Here is an 18,432-nt window from a genome sequence, read left to right on the forward strand (position 1 = left end):
TAAAACAATAACTTACATTAATATCAATAAGTTGTGAGCGCTAATAATCTTGAATGGCCTTAAATATCCTTATGCTGTGTTGCCATTTTGCTGCCATTTTCCATCAACGCAAGCGGGTTTAATGATACGGCATCATTAAGATGATCTGGTGCGAAGTGAGCATAACGCATTGTTACTTTTATATCCGTATGGCCAAGTATGCGTTGTAACACCAGAATATTGCCACCTGCCATCATAAAGTGGCTTGCAAAAGTATGACGCAAAATATGTGTTAGCTGGCCATCTGGTGGTTCAATACCCGTACGTTTCAATGCCGTGCGGAACGCAGAATAGCAGGAGTTGAAAAGTGGCTTGTTGCCGATCCCTTTTGGGGCAAACGCGATCAGTTCATCATAGAGTTCTTGGCTAATGGGGACTGTCCTATTTTTTTTGCCTTTGGTTTTTATGAAAGTAATCTTCCTCGGTAAAATTTGTGGTTTAGTTAGCTTTTCGGCCTCACTCCATCGTGCACCAGTTGCCAGACATATTTTAACTACTAAAAGCAGACTATCGGATTGGCTGGCGGAGCAGGATTGCAAAAGCTGTTGCGCCTGGTCGAGTTCGAGATATGCCAGCTCGCTTTCTGATGTCCGGTATGCTCTTACTTTCTCGAGTGGGTGCGGTGCTCTCCATTCGTCGAGTCGAATTAGTTCGTTGAACATCGCCCGGAAGTAGGCCAGCTCAAGGTTAACAGTCCGCGGTGCTACTTTTTCAACACGATTGGATCGCGATATTTCACCACTAAGCCGTTTTTCTCGGTAGGATGAAAACAGCTTAGCCGTGAATTCTGTTGCCAAAGGCCTGCCCATGCTTTCATAAGCAAATTCCATTGAGCCTTTCCGCTTATCCCCGTCTTCCAAGGTGATGCCGTGCGCACGGTGCCAAGTTTGGATCAGGTCGTACAGTGTACGCGTGTCTCGCTTTTCCTCAAGCCAGGGCTTGTTGGCGTGCTCATCGATAATATGCTTCTCATACGCGAGTGCTTCGCCTTTGGTTGCGAACTGTTTGCGGATGCGTTTCCCGTTCCGACCAAATGGGAAACACTGCATCAACCATTTACCTGACGGTAGTTTTTTTACGGTCATATTATTTAGAGCAGGTCATGGCCACTTTGGCCAAAATCTTTATGTCATCAACCCCGCACTCGAAAGAGTCACCGTTACCGTTAACGCGTACTCGCCCCACGGGGATACGTGTTAAATCTTTTATGCTAGTTTCACCTTCGACTTCAATTAGCCATTTCCCATTGCTGAGTTCTCTCGATGAGAGATCCACTATGTAGACGGTTTCCCCGTCAAGAACTGCCGAAGGGTTATGCAAGTTTTCAGGCAAAAAGGCCTTATCAAACAGATAGTAATTTGATTCGTATAATTTCCCGTCAACCAGCTTTAGCCGTTTAATGTTAGCCATGTCGTTGGTGGCGTTATCAAACATTGGGCCGTTTCCGGTAGCCAACCAGACAATTGAAGCACCCGTTTCCAAGGCACACTGCACAACGAAATCAGCTGGAAAGGTATCCCTTAAGTATCTGTTTGCTAAGGTGCTTTTTGAGACTCCTAGCTGTTCGCAAAGCTGTTGCCTTGTTGTAAACCCATAGGCTTCGATTAAGCGATCGATTGCAGCCTTCCCGCCAGTATCAAAATCCATTGCGTTCTCCAATAGAGATCTTTTTTCTTGACATAAACATTTTAAGATTCTAGATTTGCATCATGATCTCTCGTAGAGACCATATAAGCCTAAATATCACTAAATAAGATTTAACAGGAGATAATGCCTTATGCGCCCCAACATTACAATTTCAATCCCTGAGCCTTTTCTCCCGCTGGCAGAGTACCGCCGCCGCACGGGTCTAAGTAAGTCAACAGCTGAGCAGATGATCCGAGATGGTCGTTTACCTGTTCGCAAAAAAGACACAAGCCGTGGGCTTGTAGAAGTGAACATGGCTGATCTGACCGTGCAAGCGTTGTCGGCTTGCCGAATTGCTCTTAATCCCTAACGAGATTCTGAGCTGACGTGAGGTTGAGGGCTATGTTTGATTTTGTGAACTCCATACATCCGCACCTTGATAGCGCTTGCCGCCGCTTCGCCCTGATGCACAATCTGGCCGAGTTGGCGCCGGCGCTGAATGTTTCCGCCCAGGTGCTCCGCAACAAGCTGAATCCGGATCAGCCGCATGAACTGACGTTGTCCCAACTGATAAAGCTGACAGCTATCACAGACGACGCGGCGATCCTGGACGGCTTGCTGGCTCAACTGAATTGCCTGCCTGCGGTGCCAGTGAATGAAGCCAAGCCGGGCAATCTGCCTACCCACACGTTGAGTGCTACCGCTGCGATCGGCGCCATTGCCGGCGAAACCGCATCCGGCGCACCTATGACGCAATCCCGTAAAAACGCCATTCTCGACCGTGCCAATCAGGCTATTCGTGATCTGTCGCTGATCGTTGTGTCGGTTGAAGCGCGTTTCCAATCCACGCCAATGTTGGCGGCCGCTGTTGACGTGTTCAGCACCTGCGCCCCCGCGTTCGGTATGAGCTGAGGTAACACCATGAAAGTATTTGCGCATTTCCTGAAACAACAATCACCTAGCCCGCAACTGCCAAGTTATGGCCACGGCTGGCTGGAATTACCGAACGGCCAACGCTGGCAGCCATGCGCCAGCCAAGTGGTGTTTTCACGTGGTTGCGTATTGCAGCCGATACAGGCCCGCCGCCGCCCTTGGTGGTTCCGCCTGATGGGGCTGAGGGGGTAATGATGGCAAATCATGAGCATTGGCTTGCGGTGTGCCGTGCCACGGTAACCGGCCACCACAGCAAAGCCCGCAAGGTGTGGAACGGGCTTAGCCCGGCTCGCCGTGGGGTGCTGCTGCACGCTGCCGGCATGAAATCTTTCTTTTGCAACTACAGCTGGGACGACTTCAACGAGCGTGAGTTGCACCAGTTGAAAAGGGGCATTCAGCGCTTGCAGGCAATGGTGAGCCTGTTCGGCGGTTTCAACGATCTGGACTTCCGCACCGAGGCGCCAGGTATACCGACGAAGAAGGCAGCGGCCACGAAGGCACCCACGGGCGCCAACTCCCTGCGGGCCAAGGCCGAGTTGTTGCAACGGATTAACGGCTTACACGTCAATCACTGAGGTAGTTATGAAAACAATTGCGGTACAAAAAGAAGGGCTGTTGTCCGACTTCAACGCCTGGGGCGTAAAGCCCAGCTACGCGCGTTTCTTCCTGGATAAGTGCGAAGAAACCAACGGGCTGATCTCGCTGGGGCATGAGTTGGTCAATGACTCCTACCATCTGACCAACCCTTACCAATGGTTTGCCGCCAACGTTGCGTTCTGGTGCCGAGTGTACCGCGAAGCGCAGGTGCCGGCGGGGCAGATGGAAGCGCTGGCCGCTATCCGCGCCATTTACTACATCGCGGGCAGCCTTGGGCTTGAGGTGACAACGCGCATGATCGCCTTGTGGTGGAAAAGCGCCCAACCCCTGCACGGACTGCCGGCCCCGAATCAATCGCATCACAGCGGCGAAACCCGCCAAATTCACTAATTAATCCACGGCAGAGCACCACGGCTTCCAACAGGTTGCCGGGGCCGCGCTTTGCCCAAATGGGGAGAAAACACCATGCCAACCATCGGACAAGACATTAGCAACCGTGCGGCGGCCGAGTCGTTCGAATACGTGATCAATCTGGCCCGCAATGAGGCGCTTGCTGATGCGGCGGTTTTGTTCTCGGGCCAGTTGGATCGCCTGGCTACAGATGTGGCCATTAGAGAACTGTCCGCCGTTGAGATTATCGACCTGCTGCGCCAGGAGGCCGAGAACTGGAAAAACAGGGGGATGGACTCATGACAATGGACGCCATTTTTATCATCGCCGTAGCGCTGGCCTTCCTGCTGGTGATTGCCGCAGCGGCTGCGATCTTCTTCGTGGTCTCTATCGCGCTGGATATTCGGCGTTTTCGCCAGCGCAAGACACCACGTTACGAAACCAAAAATTACGATTAAGGACACTGCCATGATTAGCACTGAACAGCTACGCAAAACCATTGAAGAATGTACGCAAAAGCGTCCGTCAGGACAAAGTGTGGTCTTTGCCAGCAAATTTGTTGAGGCACTGGCCCGCGATCTCCTGGCTAACCGGGAGTCTTGGCCGGTGTATCAGTATCGAATGCGTAACCCTTACAACGGGCAGGTAACTGGATGGGAAACCATCAGGGCCGAACAAGTAGACTTCATACTGAAGGAAACCATCGCAGCCAGCGTTGAGTTTCGAATCATCGCCGCATCGCCAGCGCCAGCACTGCAAAAAGATGTTGAAGCCGTAGTTGGTTTGCTGGAGTCGGGCGAATGGGCTGAACACTGTACAAACACAGAACTTGGCCAGCGTCTAGAGTCTGCTGTAACTGCATTGATGAACAATGCCCCGTCAGCGCCGGAGGTATCCGGTGAATAAAACCGTATTGAAATGGGCGGGCAGCAAGGCCCGTCTGTCGGCAAAATTGCGTGAATATCTACCGGAAGGCGATCGGCTGGTTGAGCCGTTCGGCGGCTCCTGCGCTGTGATGATGAATACCGATTACCCGGAATACCTGGTAGCGGACGTTAACCTCGACCTGATCAACTTGTACCAGGTGATCCAAGAGGATGCACAGGGATTTATCGACTCCGCGAAAGCCTTATTCATGACGGCGAACACGCCCGAGCAATATCTTGAATTTCGTCAGGTGTTTAACCATACCTGTGCCGAACGGTTTCGGCGTGCGGTTATTTTCCTGTATTTGAATCGTCACTGCTTCAATGGGCTGTGCCGCTACAATCGTGCCGGCTTTTTCAATGTGCCTTATGGCAAATACAAAGCGCCTTATTTCCCCGAAGAAGAGATCCGCGCCTTTGCTGAAAAAGCGAAGCGTGCAACGTTTATCTGCGCCGACTTTCACGAAACTCTGCGCCTGGTGCGTTCTGGTGACGTGGTGTACTGCGATCCGCCCTATCTGCCGGAGAAGGGCAAAGACGCATTCACAAATTACCACTCTGGAGAGTTTGGAAAGCGCGAGCACTTGAGTTTGGCCGTCAACGCCCGCCGCATTGGTCAGTCAGGCATACCGGTAGTGATCTCGAATAGCATCAGGGCCGCCGAGATTAATCTATACCACGGGTTCGATGTGGCCGAAATTGACGCGCCACGCAGTATTGGCGCCAGTGGCGATAGCGCCAAAACCGCAAGGGAAGTTTTGGCGTCAATTACGCCTATGGAAGCCTTACCTCCTGGGCATTCGATCCGAGTCAGTTACCCGGCATGGTGCGGAATAGACCTTGCTGCCGAAGCGGTGCCGGAGGTGACCAGTGAATGACGCTCGCGGGTTCATCCAGTGGCTGATTGATAACGGCCGCGAAACCGAAGGTTCGATCATGCCGCTCTATGCGGCATGGCGTGATCGTCCGGTGTCAGAGGAAACGGCCAGGCTGATGCCGGCCGGTCGTTCCGCTAAATGCTGTATCGATCATCGCTACGTCATTGCCAAGACCGATAAGACCTACACGCTTTACGAGCTGCGCCATAATGCCGCCGGCGGCCGCGCGGTGGTGATTGCGCTGTATGCGGACGAGGTGGCGCTTGTTAGCGATCTGATAAACCACAGCATCCGCCAGACCAAGGTCGCCAGCATCGGAGAACTGGTTGCGGAAACCCAGCGTCTGGCCATGCAGTGCGATGCGGCGTTGGCCGAGTTCCAGTGATGGCGGTAGAAGCTGTGCAAAACGGGCAGTATCACGCCACTGCCCGCGCCCAACGTGAACTGTTCGCGCCCACCGTGCCCGATGGCATTAGCGTGGTGGAGCGCGATTTGTGGCATCTGGACAGTGAGGATCATGCGTGGCGCTCCCAATTCTTTAGCGAGATACCGGACTATCTGGCCCGGTACTTTGGCGAGCGCTACGCCAAAATCTACCGCGATGTTAAAAAAGGCGGCCGCCGCCGCGCCAATGCATTTTTGCGCACCACGCTGGGCAAAAGTGTTTTGCCGCGCCTACGGCTGGTAACTCAACGTTTCCAAACTCAATTCCATGCGGCCGGCGTTGTGCCGTTCCCCTTCAATGACGATCTGGCCAGGCTGCCGACGCTGGGCCGTGACGAGCTGCGCAACCTGGCGCACCGCGTGGCGGACTTTATGGCCGCCAGCTTTGCCGACTACATCGATCGCACCTTTGCCGAACCGGCCGAAGGCCAAAAAGACATGGCGGCCCGCACGCTGGCCACCTACCGCAATTTGGCCGGACTGAGCCGGGAAATAGGCACCGAACCACCGTATTGGTTGCTGTTCATCAAAGGGCGGATCTCCGTGCGCCAGATGGAATCCGGGTTGCTGCGCATGATGGCGCCGGAGTGGTGGCGCGTCCGGTTGAAGGGACGCCGCGATCTGATGCGCGAGCACATGGCGATCGCCGTGGGCCAGGTGCAAAAAGCCGCGTCGTCATACGTGAGCCGCAGCACCCTGGGCGAGTGGGCCGAGCAGAAAAAGCGCAACCGCGAATTCTTCAAGGCGTTCGATCTGGAGAACGAGGAAACCGGCGAGCGTGTTTCTATGGCGGATATGGTCAACGGCAGCAACGCCAACCCGGCTATTCGTCGCTGTGAGCTGATGGTCAGAATGCGCGGCTTTGAAGACATCGCCAAGGAAAAGGGCTATGTCGGCGAGTTCTACACCATCACGGCGCCGTCAAAATACCACTCCGTCCACAGCGGTGGCGGCTTTGTCGAACAGTGGAACGGCGCCAACCCGCGCGACACGCAAAAATACCTGTGCCGGGTGTGGGCCAAGGCCCGCGCGGCGATTGCCCGCGCCGGGATCAGCGTGTTCGGCTTCCGCGTCGTCGAACCGCATCACGATGGCACACCGCACTGGCACATGCTGCTGTTCACCCTCGCCGCCGACCTCAAGCCGCTGCGCCGCATCCTGCACAAATACGCCTGCGCGGAAGACAAGCAGGAGCTGCGGACGTTCAAGGCCCGCAAGGCCCGTTTTCACTTCAAAACCATCGACGAGAGCAAGGGCAGCGCCACCGGCTACATTGCCAAGTACATTTCCAAGAACATCGACGGGTACGCCCTCGACGGGGAAAAAGACGAGGAAACCGGCGAGAACCTGCGGGATATGGCCAAGGCGGTCAGCGCCTGGGCGAGCCGCTGGCGTATTCGGCAGTTTCAGCAAATAGGCGGGGCGCCGGTCACCGTCTGGCGGGAGCTGCGGCGGCTGCGGGGTCAGCAGCTGGATAATCCGCAGATGGATGCCGTGTTGGCGGCTGCCGATGTGGCCGTCGATTGGGCGGCATACACCGAGGCCCAGGGCGGGCCGTTGGTGGCGCGGGCGGATCTGGTGGTGCGCCTGGCCTATGACATCACCGAGCAGGGCAACGCTTACGCCGAGGACGTCCAGCGGGTTGCGGGCGTCTATTCGCCGCGCCTGGGCGAGGCATCGCGCGTGTGCACACGGCTGGTGCAGTGGAAGGTGGTTCCGAAGTTGGCCGAAGCGTCAGCGCAGGCCGGTGTTTCTGGCGGCAACGCCGCCCCTTGGAGTTCTGTCAATAACTGTACGCCGGGGCCAGGGCGTCAATTATCGACACTGCTTAAACGCCGCGGATTTGAGGGTAGCGATCGGGAGATAGCCATTCTGGAACGGGGCAGCAGCCTGGTTATTCACGACGACCGGCGGCTGATTTTGCGCCAGGGGCGGCTGGAAGAGGTCGGCAGTCAGCCAGAGCATGAGCTTTGGCCGGGCTGGAATGGGTGACAATTTAGCAGGTTGCTAAAATAAAATCGCTCCTGTATAAATATACAGTATAATTAATCAATAAGAGGGATCTGAAATGCGTGATGGTTTCTTCCAATCTCTGGCCTTTGAACGTGTCGATTTGGTGGCTCGCCTGGTGGCGGGTGCGCCGGTTAAGCCTGGCGACCATGAGTTGGCGATCGCCTGGATTGCGGAAATGACAACGGCAATTGTTGAAAGGCAACAGGAAGAAGAAAAACGCCCCCAGGGTGGAGGCGTTAAGTCAGGCGGCGGGGGTAGCAGCACCCTGCAATAAATCCAGCATCATCTGCCGCTGCTGAAGGTTCATGCCGTCAATGACGGTTTTCAGCAGCTTATCCCCGGTTTTGGCGCTGGGGCTGAGGGTATGCGAAAAGGTCACATTCATCACAAAGGTGTGACCGCATTCCACGTCAGTGCAGGCACAATACAGGTCAGAAATTTGGCGATGCTTCCGGGCGGTCTTTCTGATAATGGCATTGGCGCCGCATTCGGGGCATAGGACTTTCATTACGCGCATGTTTCTGGCTCCAAAAGTGGCAAACTTCTGGAATTTTAGCGGTTTTCTGCTCATAGCGCACCCGATTGTGTTGTTTCGATGTCGAATTTCAAATGTAAGTGCGCTGGCACGTCACGATCGGTATTTACCGCGTCCATTATCATGCGCTGCAACGGGATCACCTCGTCCTGCCGGTAGGTCTCGCGGGCCTTCACCGGGTCGCCGAGGCCTGCCGCGTTGCTGGGAATAATACCGGCCAGCCCTGCCGGGTAGCGGTGGGCGGTCAGCACGTCCTGGGCGCTGATGTTCTTGATATTGGAAAATTCATCCTTGGCGCTGATGTCGCCGATCGGAATAAATTTAATCCCCTCCGGATCGCCCTTCGGGATGTTCACAAACAGCGTGCTGAAATTCCCGATCCCCTTGCTTTGCTCCAGGCATTGCACGATTTCTTCTTCCACCTCGGTGCTGAGGTTCGGGTCGTTGGTGTAGATGATGCCGCCCGTATGGGCGCCGTTGTGGTAGTACAGACGGCGAAATATCGTCGCCTCGCTGTTGAGCAGGGCCGAGTGAATGCCGCCGATGTAATCGGGCAGGCCGTAAATCTGCTGCTGCGGATCGTACTGCTGCAAGAAGATAATATCCTGCGGCAGGTACACCAACGGCTCGCCTTTTTGCAGCACCACAAACGAGTTGTCCTTGCGGATGCGCAGATAGAGCGACGGCAGCGGCTCCAGGCCGATCACCTCGCCCCAGCCGTTGCGCACCTTGAGGATGGCCAGATCGCCAAAGGTCAGGTAATCGAACACGCCGGCTTTCAGCTTTTCATGGGACAGGCCGCCGCCCTGGTAGTTGGCCGCTACCATATTGCGCCGCGCATAGAGCACGCCGCCATGCTGGCCGTTGAGGTTGACCAGTTGCGCCAGCGCCAGGCGGTCAATCGGTTGGCTGTAGTGGTCAAAGTCGTTGTCATACCAGATTTCGCGGTAATCGGTGCCGGTGGTGAGTACCGGCTCGGGCTTGCCGAGGTTGCCCAGGTTCATGATGCTCATTTTTCGGTTGCTGCCGGCGGCGCTGGCCTGGCGCGGTTCAGCGCGGCGGCGGTGTTTGTTCTTCTTCATGCGGCTTTTCTCGTTTTCCATGTTGATTTGCGGGCGTTCTCGTAGTTGAGCGGCTCATTGTCGGCGGCGTGGGACAGGGCAAAGAACACGTCAGCGTGCCCGGTCTCGGCGCTGCGATCGGCGGTGAACGTCATGCTGCCGCCCTTGGCGGTGGTGGTGCGACGGATGGCCAGGAAGCTGGCGGGGATTTCCTTCTGCTCGTTGTCCCATTCGATGCGCTGGTTTTCCACCAGGTCGACCATCTTGAGCACCAGCCGGTTTTTGGTTTCCACCCCGTAACGAATAGCGACGGTCTGGCGCGGCGCGAATGCCTCCACCATCTCGAACACGCCGCTGCCGATCCCGGTGGTATCGATACCGATGTGCGTCATGTTGTAGCGCTTGAACAGCTTCTTGATCTGGCTGGCCTGGTGCTTCCAGTTCATGCCCTGCCAGTAGAAGGTGGCCAGCACGCGGAAGCGTTCGCCCTCGTAGAGCGGCGGCGCCAGAATAACGAAAGTCGAGGTATCCCCGGAGCGGGCCGGGTCGAAGCCGCCCCACACCTCGCGACTGCCAAAGGGCCGCGCGGCTTCCGGATCGTGATCTTGCCAAACGGCAATGTCGACGCCGCAGCCTTCCAGATCGTGGAACTTGAACACGCTGTCGCCGCTGTCGACGAACACGCACATAAACAGCATGTTGAACGTGTCGCGCGGGTACTTGTTGCGCAGGCGGTCGATGCTGGCCAGATTGAACCCGCCGGCGATCGCATCTTCCAGGGTAATGACGTAACGCCATTGTTCATCCGGGCAAAGGCGCCCGCCGTCGCGCAGTTCGTCAAAGGCGGGGAAGTCCACCTTTTTGCGCTTCGCGTCGCCGCGCTTCCATTCTTCCCCCGTCCAAAACGGGTAAGCCTGGTGCGTCTTGCTGCTGGGCGTGGAAAAGTAGGTGGTGCGCCACCGGTCATGCGTGGCCATCGCGCTGGCCACCTCGTTCAGGCGGGTAAAGTTCTGGATCCAGAAATACTCGTCGATATAGAGGTGCCCGCTGTAGGACTGCGCGGTGTTGGAGTTGGTGGACAAAAACCGCAGTTCGGCGCCGTTACTGAGGCGGATCGGGTTGCCGGTCAGCTTCACGCCAAAATACTGTTCGGCGATGTTGACGATATAGGAGCGGAACACCTCCGCCTGCGGGCGCGAAGCCGACAGGAAGATTTGCGGCTCGCCGGTCAGTACCGCGTTCTCCAGCGCTTCAAAGGCAAAGTACCAGGTCGCGCCAATCTGGCGGCTTTTGAGGATGTTGCGGATCTGCTGGGTGATATTCAGGCGCAGGTGCTTCTGGTAGCCGAAAAGGTGTTCATCAGCGAAGGCGTCGAAGTCGTCCTTGGACAGTGACGAAATGTCATTTTTGCGATACTTGCGTTTTTTCTTGCCGCCCTCGCGTTCGTCGCCGGCGCCGGTGTAGTCGTCGCCGCCGTCACCGGCTCCCTGGCTGCTGAGCGCCGCCATTTTTTCCGCGTGTTTCGCCTGCTGGATACGCAGTTTGCAGTGGTGCGCGATCAGGCTATCGAGTTCTTTAAGCTCGATGTCCGTTTTATTATCGCGGTGAGTCAGCACCTGAATGCGGCGGTTGATCACTTCCTCAATGCTTTCATGGCTGAGCAAGTCGGCCCATTGCCATTTATCCGCCCAATAATAAACGATCCGCGCATTCGGCAGATTTAATTCGCTGGCGATTTCCTTGGGCGTCCAGTGTTTTAAATACAGTGAACGCGCTACGCCGATAAGTTCTTGTGAGTATTTAGCCATGCGGCAATTATGCGGGCTTTATTTTCTGTTGACGCTGGCTTTATATCGGTTGGTTTCGGTTAAAGGCGCTTATCCGAAAGTGTCAGAAATTAATGGGGTGCGCGGTTTTTATTGCGGGGTAATAATCAGGTTCTCGATATAACCGGATAAGAAAAGAGCGTGCAGTGTCCCAATTAATGACCGATTGGATTTGTATTTGCGCGGAAGGCGAAACCGGCGACAAACGTTTTGTTGAGCGTCAATGGTTAATCGATGCCGCCGAGCTATACGATCCGAAATTAAAAACCGCCATGATCTGGCCTGAACATAGCCGCGAAACCGAATACGGGAATTGTGGCGAAGTGCTGGCCCTGAAATGTGAAGAAGGCGAAGACGGCATTATGCGGCTGTTCGCTCGCCTGCGCCCCAATATCGGGCTGATGCGAGCCAATGCAGCGGGGCAATTGGTGTTCTGCTCGGCCGAATTTACCCCCGATGGCAATTTCCGGGGCACGGGCAAATCGTATCTGGAAGGGCTGGCCGTCACCGACGAGCCGGCGAGTGTCTACACCGAACGGCTGCACTTTAGTCAGACCCGCAAGCAGGGTTTGATTTATGCGGCCACTCAACCCTTGAACCTGATAGGTAAAAATATGGCTAAGGACAAAAAAAACAGCTGGCGTAAATTCTTCTCGCTGGAGGATGAATTACCGGAAGAAACCACCGGCGAGCCGGATAAATTGCAGGCGTTGGCGGAAGCTGTCGCCGCATTGGAAAATCGCGTTTCCGCGCTGGAAGGCAAAACCGAAGAAACCGCCGCGACGGTTGAAGAAGTCCAGGATGATGTGGAAACCGTGAAGGAAGTGGTGGACACCCAGGAATTCAAACTGCTGCGCGACAATATCGGCGGCATCGTGAAGAATTTCAGCAAACTGGACGATCGCATTACCAAGTTGCCAAACAAAAATCCAAAGGGCGACGCGCGTAAGCCGTTCAAGTTCCTTTAATCGACCATCCGCTTTTATTTCATCCTGTGGATGAGGGGAAACTATGCAATTAAATCAACGTGCGCGTGAGATGCTGGATAAATACAGCGCCGGCCTTGCGCAAGAATACGGCCAGTCGCGTGCTGACCGCTATTTTTCTCTGACCGACCCGAAAGAAACCCAACTGCGTGCGGCGCTGCTGGAGTCCGTGGACTTCCTGTCCATGATCACCTGCGCCGATGTTGACCAGTTGCAGGGCCAGGTGGTCAACGTGGGTAATCCGGGCATCTTTACCGGGCGTAAAGAGGGCGGCCGTTTTATCCGCAATACCGGCGTCGACGGGCTGGAGTACAAGCTGGTTGAAACCGACTCCGGCGCGGCCCTCAAATGGGCGTTGCTGTCGGTGTGGGCGAACGCCGGCGATGAAAACGAATTCTTCCAGCGTATGCAGGAATTCACCAACCAGTCCTTTGCGCTGGATATGCTGCGCATCGGCTTCAACGGCACCAACGTGGCGAAGTCTACCGATCCGGAGAAGAACCCGAACGGCGAAGACGTCAATATCGGCTGGCACCAGTTTGTCCGCAACTACGACAAAAACCAAATCATCGATACGCCGATCACGCTGGATGAAAAGGGCGATTACAAATCACTGGACGCGATGGCGTCAGACCTTATCAACAGCAAAATTCCGCAGCAGTTCCGCAACGATCCGCGCCTGGTGGTGCTGGTTGGTGCCGACCTGGTCGCAGCGGAACAGTATCGCCTGTATCAGGCTGCCGATCGCCCAACCGAGAAAATCGCCGCGCAGATGCTGGGCACCTCCATTGCCGGCCGTCCGGCTATCGTGCCGCCGTTCATGCCGGGCAAGCGCATGATCGTGACGCCGCTGAGCAACCTGCATTGCTACACCCAGCGCAACACCCGCCAGCGCAAGGCGGAGTTCGTGGAAGACCGCAAACAGTACGAGAACAAATACCTGCGCAACGAAGGTTACGCGGTGGAGTACCCGGAACTGTACGCGGCCTTTGATGAAAGCGCCGTCACCATCGGCAAGGTGAAAGAGCCAAGCGAACCGGTGGCGAAGGAGTAACACGGCATGGCCCTGTCACCCGCCCAGCGCCACAGCGCCATGATCCAGGCGCAGCGCAAACTGGATAACCAGCAGGCGATTGCCGGCTGGGACAGCCTGCACATTCAGGTGCGGGCAATGGAAAGCGACATTGCGCGGCTGCGCAACCTGCCGACCATTGCCGATCGCATCCTGATGAAACGCGACGTGTTGCTGCCACGCTGGCAGCCCACGGTGGAGGCTTATCTTGCGGCGGGTGACGTTCACGCCAATCCGATTTTTGCCTGGTGCGTGATCTGGTTGTTCGACGTAGGCGACTTTGATTTGGGGCTGGATTGGGTGGACATCGCGATCGCCCAGCGTCAGCAGACGCCCGACCGGATGCGGCGCAGTTTTGCCGCCTTTGCGGCGGACACCGTGCTGGCCTGGGCGGAAGAAGAAGCCGCCCAGGGCAACAGCGTGGAGCCGTACTTTTCCCGCACCTTTGAGAACGTGCGGGACAACTGGCGGCTGCATGAGGAAATCAGCGCCAAGTGGTTCAAGTTTGCCGGGTTGTTGCTGTTGCGTGACGACAACGGCGAACCCCGCGCCACGGCGGTGGAAGATGTGGCCACGCTGGAGCAGGCCGACAATTTGCTGATGCAGGCGCACGCGTTCGATCCGGTTGGGGCCAAGGTCAAAACGCACCGGCAGCGCATCGCCGCCCGGTTGCGTGCCCTGGCGAAAGAGTAAAACGACTACCGCAAGCCAAAGCGGGCGCGGTGGAGGCAAGGCACTTCGGTGCGATGTGCTATGGAAACCGGTCTGCCCGCTTTTTTTCGGAGTGAAACGATGTTTAGCGGTGAACCCATTGATTACCAGAATGAAGTGCTGACCAATGACGGATTTTGGCCGGATCTGAACCTGGCCGACTTCCAGCAGCGGCGCAACATTCCCAGCGACATCGACGCGGGCACGTTATCGGCGGCCCTGGTGGCGACGGTGGCGGAAATCAATATGGATCTGGCGAAGCTGGCCACCCAGCTAAAAGGCAAGGGGTATCAGGCGGCCGCAGAGGTGCCGGGGCCAAATATCGACGGTAAAACCGCGCTGATAGCCCAATACGAGAAAGCCGTGTTTGCCAGGGCCAAGGCGGATTTGCTGGGCGAGTATTCCACGCAGTTCAGCCGGGCGCCCAACGCCGGGCAGGAAAACCCGGAAACCCGCAGCCGCTTGCTGGCCGAGGCCGCTTTTGTGCTGCGCAACATGAAGGGGGTGCGCCGATCGTCGGCGCGGCTGGTATGAGCAAACTCGACTCATTGACCCAATTTATCAAGGCGCATTTGCCGGCGCGGATCGCCAACCTGGAATTTACCAGCGACATGGACGGGTTGCGGTTTATTCCGGCGCAGCGCGAGCTGGGATTAGACCAGTACCAGCTGGCGGTGATGCAGTTCGAGGTGGTGTTGTCCTGGGGGCGTTTCCCCTTCCGCCTGTTTGATCCGCGCAATCTGTGCGCCCTGCTGATGTCCTGGCTGATAGAGCACACCGACGAGGGGCTGGCAGAGCAGGGCTTTGATCTGGAAATGCCAGAGATAGTGATCCTGGCGGATACGCAAACGGCCGTTGTTGAGGTGACGCTGACGCTGTATGAGGCGCTGACGGTGGTCAGGGATGCGGAAGGCATGATCCCCTTCGATGGCGAGCGCTGGCGACTGGCCGACCCGCAAATCTGGTGGGCGCTGGAAGGGACGGTATACGGCGCCGATGCGACCGGGGCGCCGATCGGTAAAACGTCATGATCATCAATGGCGAGCTGAGTAAAAAACAGCTGCGAGAGTTGCGCGGCGAGCTGGCCAGGCTGGAGCTGGGCCAGAAGAAGAAACAGCGCTTTTTGTGGCGCATGGCCAAGTACGGCGTGATCCAGACGGCAAAGCAGCACGTCAAAAAGCAGCAGACCCCGGACGGTGAGGCCTGGGCGGCAAGGAAAACGCGTCGGCGCGGCAAGATGCTGCGCAATCTGCCCAATTTGCTGCACATCCGCGACCTGCCGGACATCGAGGCGGTGCGGGTTTACCTCCAGGGCGGCGGGTATCGCAACGGTGAGAACCCGGTGCCGGCCGGGGTGGTCGGCGCGGCCCAGCAGGAGGGGATGCGCACGCAAATCCGCCGCCAACGGACGGGCAAGCGGCACAACGACCCCAACCGCAAGGCGACATTACGCCAGGCCAAAAAGCTGCGGCAATTGGGTTACCGCATCAAGCGGGGGGCGCGGTGGCGGCGGCCACCGTTGAAAGAAATTGCCGGGGTGATGTCGTTCGCCCAGGCGGGGTTGCTTATCAGAAAACTGAGCGGGAAAGCGGCGAAATCCGTTTGGACGGTAGAACTTCCCGCCCGTCCGTTCCTGGGCATGAGCGACGAAGAATTTAACAAGGCGTTGGCACGTCAACTACAGGCGATCGGGTTCGGCTGGGATGTCAAGGCGCAGGATATGAAGGGGAAATTATGAGTTGGCCAGAGATTCAGGTTAACCAGGTTAACCGGTTGCAAGGTGAAACCAAAGACATTGAGCGGGTGTTGCTGTTCGTCGGCAGCGGTAAGACCAATGTCGGCAAGACGCTGGCGGTCAACACGCAAAGCGATCTGGATGCGCTGCTAGGCATGGGCGATTCGGTGCTGAAAAGCAACGTGAAGGCGGCGATGCTCAATGCCGGGCAAAACTGGTTCGGCTATGTGCATGTGCTGGCTGAACCGGATGCGCCGGCAACCTGGGCGGCGGCGGTACGCAGTGCGCAGCAGGTGGCGAGCGTGGAAGGGGTGGTGTGCCTGGTGCCGGCAACGGCGGAAATCATCAAGACGGCCGCCAGCCTGCGGGCGGAGTTCATCGCCAAGTTTGGCCGGTGGCAGTGGTTTATTTTGTCTGCCGAGGGCGTGCAGAAGGGCGAAACCTGGGCGGACTACCTGGGCCGGGTGAAAGACCTGCAAAAAGGGGTGGCGGAGCCGGGCATTCAGTTGACGCCGCGCCTGTGGGGCAACGAGCCGGGCGTGCTGGCGGGGCGTCTGTGCAGTCGCAAGGTCACCATCGCCGACAGTCCGGCCCGCGTGGCCACCGGGGCGCTGGTCGAAATGGGCAGCACGGCCCTGCCGGTGGATGGCACCGGGGTGCAGTTGGAGCTGGCCACGCTCCAGGCGCTGGAGGCGCTGCGTTTCAGCGTGCCGATGTGGTATCCCGACTATGACGGCATGTATTGGTCAGACGGCCGCACGCTGGATGTGGAAGGGGGCGACTATCAGGCCGTTGAGAACCTGCGCGTGGTCGACAAGGTGGCGCGGCGCGTCCGCCTCCAGGCGATTGCCAAGATTGCCGATCGGTCGCTGAACAGCACGCCGGGGAGCATTGCCGCGCACCAGGCGTACTTTGCCCGCGTGCTGCGTGAAATGTCGCGCAGCACCCAGATTAACGGGGTGACGTTCCCCGGTGAAGTGAAGTCCCCGCAGGACGGCGACGTCAAAATCACCTGGCGCACGTCCACCAAGGTAGAAATTTATCTGGTGATCCGTACCTACGAATGCCCGAAAGGCATCACGGTGAGCCTGATGCTGGATAACTCGCTGGAGGCAACAGCATGACAAAGCGTATTTCGGGCCAGTCGGTCGACTTCAACATGGACGGCGCACTGATCCACGCGGAAAAGGTCAGTTTGAGCATTACCGACAACACCGCCGCCGCCCAAACCCAGGGCGTGCCGGACGGGTGGGTAAGCGGCGACGTGGCGGCCGAGGGCGAAATCGAATTGAGCACCAAGGCCTTTGCCCAGGTGAAAGCCAGGGCGCAGGCCGCCGGCAGCTGGCGCGGCATCCCGCCTATCGATCTGATGTGGTATGCCAAGGCCGGCAATGAAGAACTGAAGGTTGAGGCGTTCGGTTGCAAGCTGATTGTGAGCGACATTCTGGACGTTGATCCCAAGGGCGGCAGCATCATGACCCACAAAATCAAGTTCGTCGTGACCGATCCCGATTTTGTGCGCCTGGGGGGCATTCCTTATCTGGAGTCGGACGTTACGCAGAACCTGATCGGGTAAGGGTAGGCAATGCAGGAGCATGAGAAAAATATTGTCTGGCTGTTGGTGCTGGGGGCGATTATCGCCGTGGGGCAGGTGCTGAGCAGCCAGGAGCCGATCACCCTGCGGTTGTTTATTGGCCGCATCGTGCTGGGTTCGGCCACCTCGATGGCGGCGGGCGCCGCGCTTATCTGGGTGCCGGGGTTGTCGCCGCTCGCGATCGTCGGGCTGGGGGCGGCGCTGGGGATTGCCGGCCACCAGGCGGTGGAACTGTGGTTGCGGCGCAAGGGCAGCAGCCTGCTGAAAGGGAAGGGAAAACATGACACTGAGTGAAAAACAGCAGCTTTTTACCGTGATGATCGCCCAGCTGATTTATTGGGCGGACGAGCGAGGCTATCGGCTGACCTTCGGCGAAGCCTACCGCACGCCGGAGCAGGCCGCCCGCAATGCCAAAACCGGCGCGGGTATTGCCAACAGTCTGCACACCCAGCGGCTGGCGGTGGATTTTAATCTGTTCATCAACGGCCAATACCAGACGCAGACCGAGGCCTATTTACCGCTCGGCGAGTTCTGGGAGTCCATCGGCGGCAGTTGGGGCGGGCGCTTCAAGAGTCGCCCCGATGGCAATCACTTTAGCCTGGAACACAACGGGGTGCGCTGATGAACAGGGCGGCAGGGTTGGGACTGGCGGTGTTGGTGGCGGCGTTCTGGCTTGGATGGCTGGCCAATGGCTGGCACCGGGACAGCGTGCAGTTGGCTGTCGAGCGGGCGGCGTCGCAGGCCGGTGAGCAGTCCAGGCAGGAAGCGCAGGCGGTGGCCAGCGCCTCGGCCCGCCAGTTGGAGGAAAAGTTGGATGCAATACGAAACGCGCCACCCAAAGAGATCCGCACCGAAGTGGTTAAGCCGGTTTTTACCCGCGTGTGTCTGTCTGATGACTTTATCAGGATGTACAACGACGCCGCCGACCGTGCCGAACGTGCCCTTTCAGGAAAATCTGCGGGTGAAGTGCCCGGAAACGCTACCGCGCCTTAATGGCGTGACGGGCAAGGATATTAGCGACGCGCTGCTGTGGTATTTCGATAATTACCCGGCGTGCGCCGCCAGA

General features: G+C 57.4%; 28 protein-coding genes. 23 read left to right on the plus strand and 5 right to left on the minus strand.

From position 1 onward, the window contains the following. Positions 1–59: 59 nt before the first annotated feature. Complete coding sequence (locus tag ACMGF9_RS02360) at positions 60–1,124, minus strand: tyrosine-type recombinase/integrase (protein WP_142816319.1); 1,065 nt, start codon at positions 1,122–1,124, stop codon at positions 60–62. Position 1,125: 1 nt separating this feature from the next. After that, positions 1,126–1,686 carry a phage repressor protein CI gene (locus ACMGF9_RS02365; protein WP_164123014.1) on the minus strand — a complete coding sequence of 187 codons (561 nt, stop codon included), beginning with the start codon at positions 1,684–1,686 and terminating at the stop codon, positions 1,126–1,128. 130 nt (positions 1,687–1,816) lie between these two features. On the opposite strand from ACMGF9_RS02365, the gene ACMGF9_RS02370 reads away from it, so the two are divergent. The 12 genes from ACMGF9_RS02370 (at position 1,817) to ACMGF9_RS02425 (ending at position 8,120) form a co-directional block, all read left to right on the plus strand. Next, positions 1,817–2,035, plus strand: coding sequence for a regulator (locus ACMGF9_RS02370; RefSeq protein WP_142816323.1), 219 nt, complete (start codon positions 1,817–1,819; stop codon positions 2,033–2,035). Between the two features lie 32 nt (positions 2,036–2,067). Then, positions 2,068–2,577 (plus strand): phage regulatory CII family protein, encoded by a 510-nt coding sequence (locus tag ACMGF9_RS02375; RefSeq protein ID WP_046897809.1) that lies wholly within the window; start codon positions 2,068–2,070, stop codon positions 2,575–2,577. A gap of 9 nt (positions 2,578–2,586) precedes the next feature. Next, positions 2,587–2,790 (plus strand): phage filamentation protein Fil family protein, encoded by a 204-nt coding sequence (locus ACMGF9_RS02380; protein ID WP_046897808.1) that lies wholly within the window; start codon positions 2,587–2,589, stop codon positions 2,788–2,790. After that, positions 2,790–3,173, plus strand: a complete 384-nt coding sequence (locus tag ACMGF9_RS02385) for a hypothetical protein (protein WP_164123016.1) — start codon at positions 2,790–2,792, stop codon at positions 3,171–3,173. Before ACMGF9_RS02380 ends, ACMGF9_RS02385 begins: the two co-directional genes overlap by 1 nt. A 7-nt stretch (positions 3,174–3,180) precedes the next feature. Next, a complete protein-coding gene (locus ACMGF9_RS02390) occupies positions 3,181–3,585 on the plus strand; it encodes a hypothetical protein (protein ID WP_072628540.1) in 405 nt (134 codons plus the stop codon). 75 nt (positions 3,586–3,660) lie between these two features. Continuing rightward, positions 3,661–3,888: a DUF2732 family protein gene (locus ACMGF9_RS02395; protein ID WP_046897806.1), complete on the plus strand. Its 228-nt coding sequence runs from the start codon at positions 3,661–3,663 to the stop codon at positions 3,886–3,888. 2 nt (positions 3,889–3,890) lie between these two features. After that, entirely contained in the window at positions 3,891–4,043 is a 153-nt protein-coding gene (locus ACMGF9_RS02400; RefSeq protein ID WP_164123018.1) for a hypothetical protein, read from the plus strand. A gap of 10 nt (positions 4,044–4,053) precedes the next feature. Then, complete coding sequence (locus ACMGF9_RS02405) at positions 4,054–4,491, plus strand: hypothetical protein (protein ID WP_414160516.1); 438 nt, start codon at positions 4,054–4,056, stop codon at positions 4,489–4,491. Further along, positions 4,484–5,389: a Dam family site-specific DNA-(adenine-N6)-methyltransferase gene (locus tag ACMGF9_RS02410; RefSeq protein WP_341480183.1), complete on the plus strand. Its 906-nt coding sequence runs from the start codon at positions 4,484–4,486 to the stop codon at positions 5,387–5,389. The genes ACMGF9_RS02405 and ACMGF9_RS02410 overlap by 8 nt, the downstream gene beginning before the upstream one ends. Next, positions 5,382–5,774, plus strand: a complete 393-nt coding sequence (locus ACMGF9_RS02415; protein ID WP_060431881.1) for a DUF5405 family protein — start codon at positions 5,382–5,384, stop codon at positions 5,772–5,774. The genes ACMGF9_RS02410 and ACMGF9_RS02415 overlap by 8 nt, the downstream gene beginning before the upstream one ends. Further along, positions 5,774–7,825 carry a replication endonuclease gene (locus ACMGF9_RS02420; RefSeq protein ID WP_414160518.1) on the plus strand — a complete coding sequence of 684 codons (2,052 nt, stop codon included), beginning with the start codon at positions 5,774–5,776 and terminating at the stop codon, positions 7,823–7,825. Before ACMGF9_RS02415 ends, ACMGF9_RS02420 begins: the two co-directional genes overlap by 1 nt. 76 nt (positions 7,826–7,901) lie before the next feature. After that, positions 7,902–8,120, plus strand: coding sequence for a hypothetical protein (locus ACMGF9_RS02425; protein ID WP_060706394.1), 219 nt, complete (start codon positions 7,902–7,904; stop codon positions 8,118–8,120). Here ACMGF9_RS02425 and ACMGF9_RS02430 read toward each other — a convergent pair. The 3 genes from ACMGF9_RS02430 to ACMGF9_RS02440 are packed head-to-tail and all read right to left on the minus strand — an operon-like array spanning position 8,088 to position 11,250. After that, positions 8,088–8,417: an ogr/Delta-like zinc finger family protein gene (locus ACMGF9_RS02430; RefSeq protein WP_046897803.1), complete on the minus strand. Its 330-nt coding sequence runs from the start codon at positions 8,415–8,417 to the stop codon at positions 8,088–8,090. The two genes, ACMGF9_RS02425 and ACMGF9_RS02430, sit on opposite strands and share 33 nt — an antisense overlap. After that, a complete protein-coding gene (locus ACMGF9_RS02435; protein ID WP_391581131.1) occupies positions 8,414–9,463 on the minus strand; it encodes a phage portal protein in 1,050 nt (349 codons plus the stop codon). Before ACMGF9_RS02435 ends, ACMGF9_RS02430 begins: the two co-directional genes overlap by 4 nt. Further along, entirely contained in the window at positions 9,460–11,250 is a 1,791-nt protein-coding gene (locus ACMGF9_RS02440; RefSeq protein WP_414160519.1) for a terminase large subunit domain-containing protein, read from the minus strand. Before ACMGF9_RS02440 ends, ACMGF9_RS02435 begins: the two co-directional genes overlap by 4 nt. A gap of 164 nt (positions 11,251–11,414) precedes the next feature. Between ACMGF9_RS02440 and ACMGF9_RS02445 the strand changes: the two genes are divergently transcribed. The 11 genes from ACMGF9_RS02445 to ACMGF9_RS02495 all read left to right on the plus strand — a co-directional run bounded on the left by ACMGF9_RS02445 (position 11,415) and on the right by ACMGF9_RS02495 (position 18,359). Beyond that, positions 11,415–12,236, plus strand: a complete 822-nt coding sequence (locus ACMGF9_RS02445) for a GPO family capsid scaffolding protein (RefSeq protein ID WP_414160520.1) — start codon at positions 11,415–11,417, stop codon at positions 12,234–12,236. Between the two features lie 43 nt (positions 12,237–12,279). Further along, positions 12,280–13,308 (plus strand): phage major capsid protein, P2 family, encoded by a 1,029-nt coding sequence (locus ACMGF9_RS02450; protein WP_060431885.1) that lies wholly within the window; start codon positions 12,280–12,282, stop codon positions 13,306–13,308. Between the two features lie 6 nt (positions 13,309–13,314). Further along, the gene (gene gpM / locus ACMGF9_RS02455; protein WP_414160521.1) at positions 13,315–14,019 is read left to right on the plus strand and encodes a phage terminase small subunit; all 705 of its coding nucleotides are present in this window, start codon (positions 13,315–13,317) and stop codon (positions 14,017–14,019) included. Positions 14,020–14,118: 99 nt separating this feature from the next. Further along, positions 14,119–14,571 carry a head completion/stabilization protein gene (locus ACMGF9_RS02460; protein WP_414160522.1) on the plus strand — a complete coding sequence of 151 codons (453 nt, stop codon included), beginning with the start codon at positions 14,119–14,121 and terminating at the stop codon, positions 14,569–14,571. Continuing rightward, the gene (locus ACMGF9_RS02465) at positions 14,568–15,068 is read left to right on the plus strand and encodes a phage tail protein (protein WP_060431888.1); all 501 of its coding nucleotides are present in this window, start codon (positions 14,568–14,570) and stop codon (positions 15,066–15,068) included. The genes ACMGF9_RS02460 and ACMGF9_RS02465 overlap by 4 nt, the downstream gene beginning before the upstream one ends. Beyond that, a complete protein-coding gene (locus ACMGF9_RS02470; RefSeq protein ID WP_046897795.1) occupies positions 15,065–15,775 on the plus strand; it encodes a hypothetical protein in 711 nt (236 codons plus the stop codon). Before ACMGF9_RS02465 ends, ACMGF9_RS02470 begins: the two co-directional genes overlap by 4 nt. Next, positions 15,772–16,896: a DUF2586 domain-containing protein gene (locus ACMGF9_RS02475; protein ID WP_284065694.1), complete on the plus strand. Its 1,125-nt coding sequence runs from the start codon at positions 15,772–15,774 to the stop codon at positions 16,894–16,896. The genes ACMGF9_RS02470 and ACMGF9_RS02475 overlap by 4 nt, the downstream gene beginning before the upstream one ends. Then, a complete protein-coding gene (locus ACMGF9_RS02480; RefSeq protein WP_046897793.1) occupies positions 16,893–17,348 on the plus strand; it encodes a DUF2597 family protein in 456 nt (151 codons plus the stop codon). The genes ACMGF9_RS02475 and ACMGF9_RS02480 overlap by 4 nt, the downstream gene beginning before the upstream one ends. A 9-nt stretch (positions 17,349–17,357) precedes the next feature. Beyond that, positions 17,358–17,660, plus strand: a complete 303-nt coding sequence (locus tag ACMGF9_RS02485; protein ID WP_060431890.1) for a phage holin family protein — start codon at positions 17,358–17,360, stop codon at positions 17,658–17,660. Beyond that, positions 17,647–17,988 carry a M15 family metallopeptidase gene (locus ACMGF9_RS02490; protein ID WP_060431891.1) on the plus strand — a complete coding sequence of 114 codons (342 nt, stop codon included), beginning with the start codon at positions 17,647–17,649 and terminating at the stop codon, positions 17,986–17,988. The genes ACMGF9_RS02485 and ACMGF9_RS02490 overlap by 14 nt, the downstream gene beginning before the upstream one ends. Further along, on the plus strand, positions 17,988–18,359 hold the full coding sequence (locus tag ACMGF9_RS02495) for a hypothetical protein (RefSeq protein WP_060435828.1): 372 nt from the start codon (positions 17,988–17,990) through the stop codon (positions 18,357–18,359). Before ACMGF9_RS02490 ends, ACMGF9_RS02495 begins: the two co-directional genes overlap by 1 nt. Positions 18,360–18,432: the final 73 nt, after the last annotated feature.

The organism is Serratia sp. BNK-23 (assembly GCF_047456145.1).
GTDB lineage: Bacteria > Pseudomonadota > Gammaproteobacteria > Enterobacterales > Enterobacteriaceae > Serratia > Serratia nematodiphila.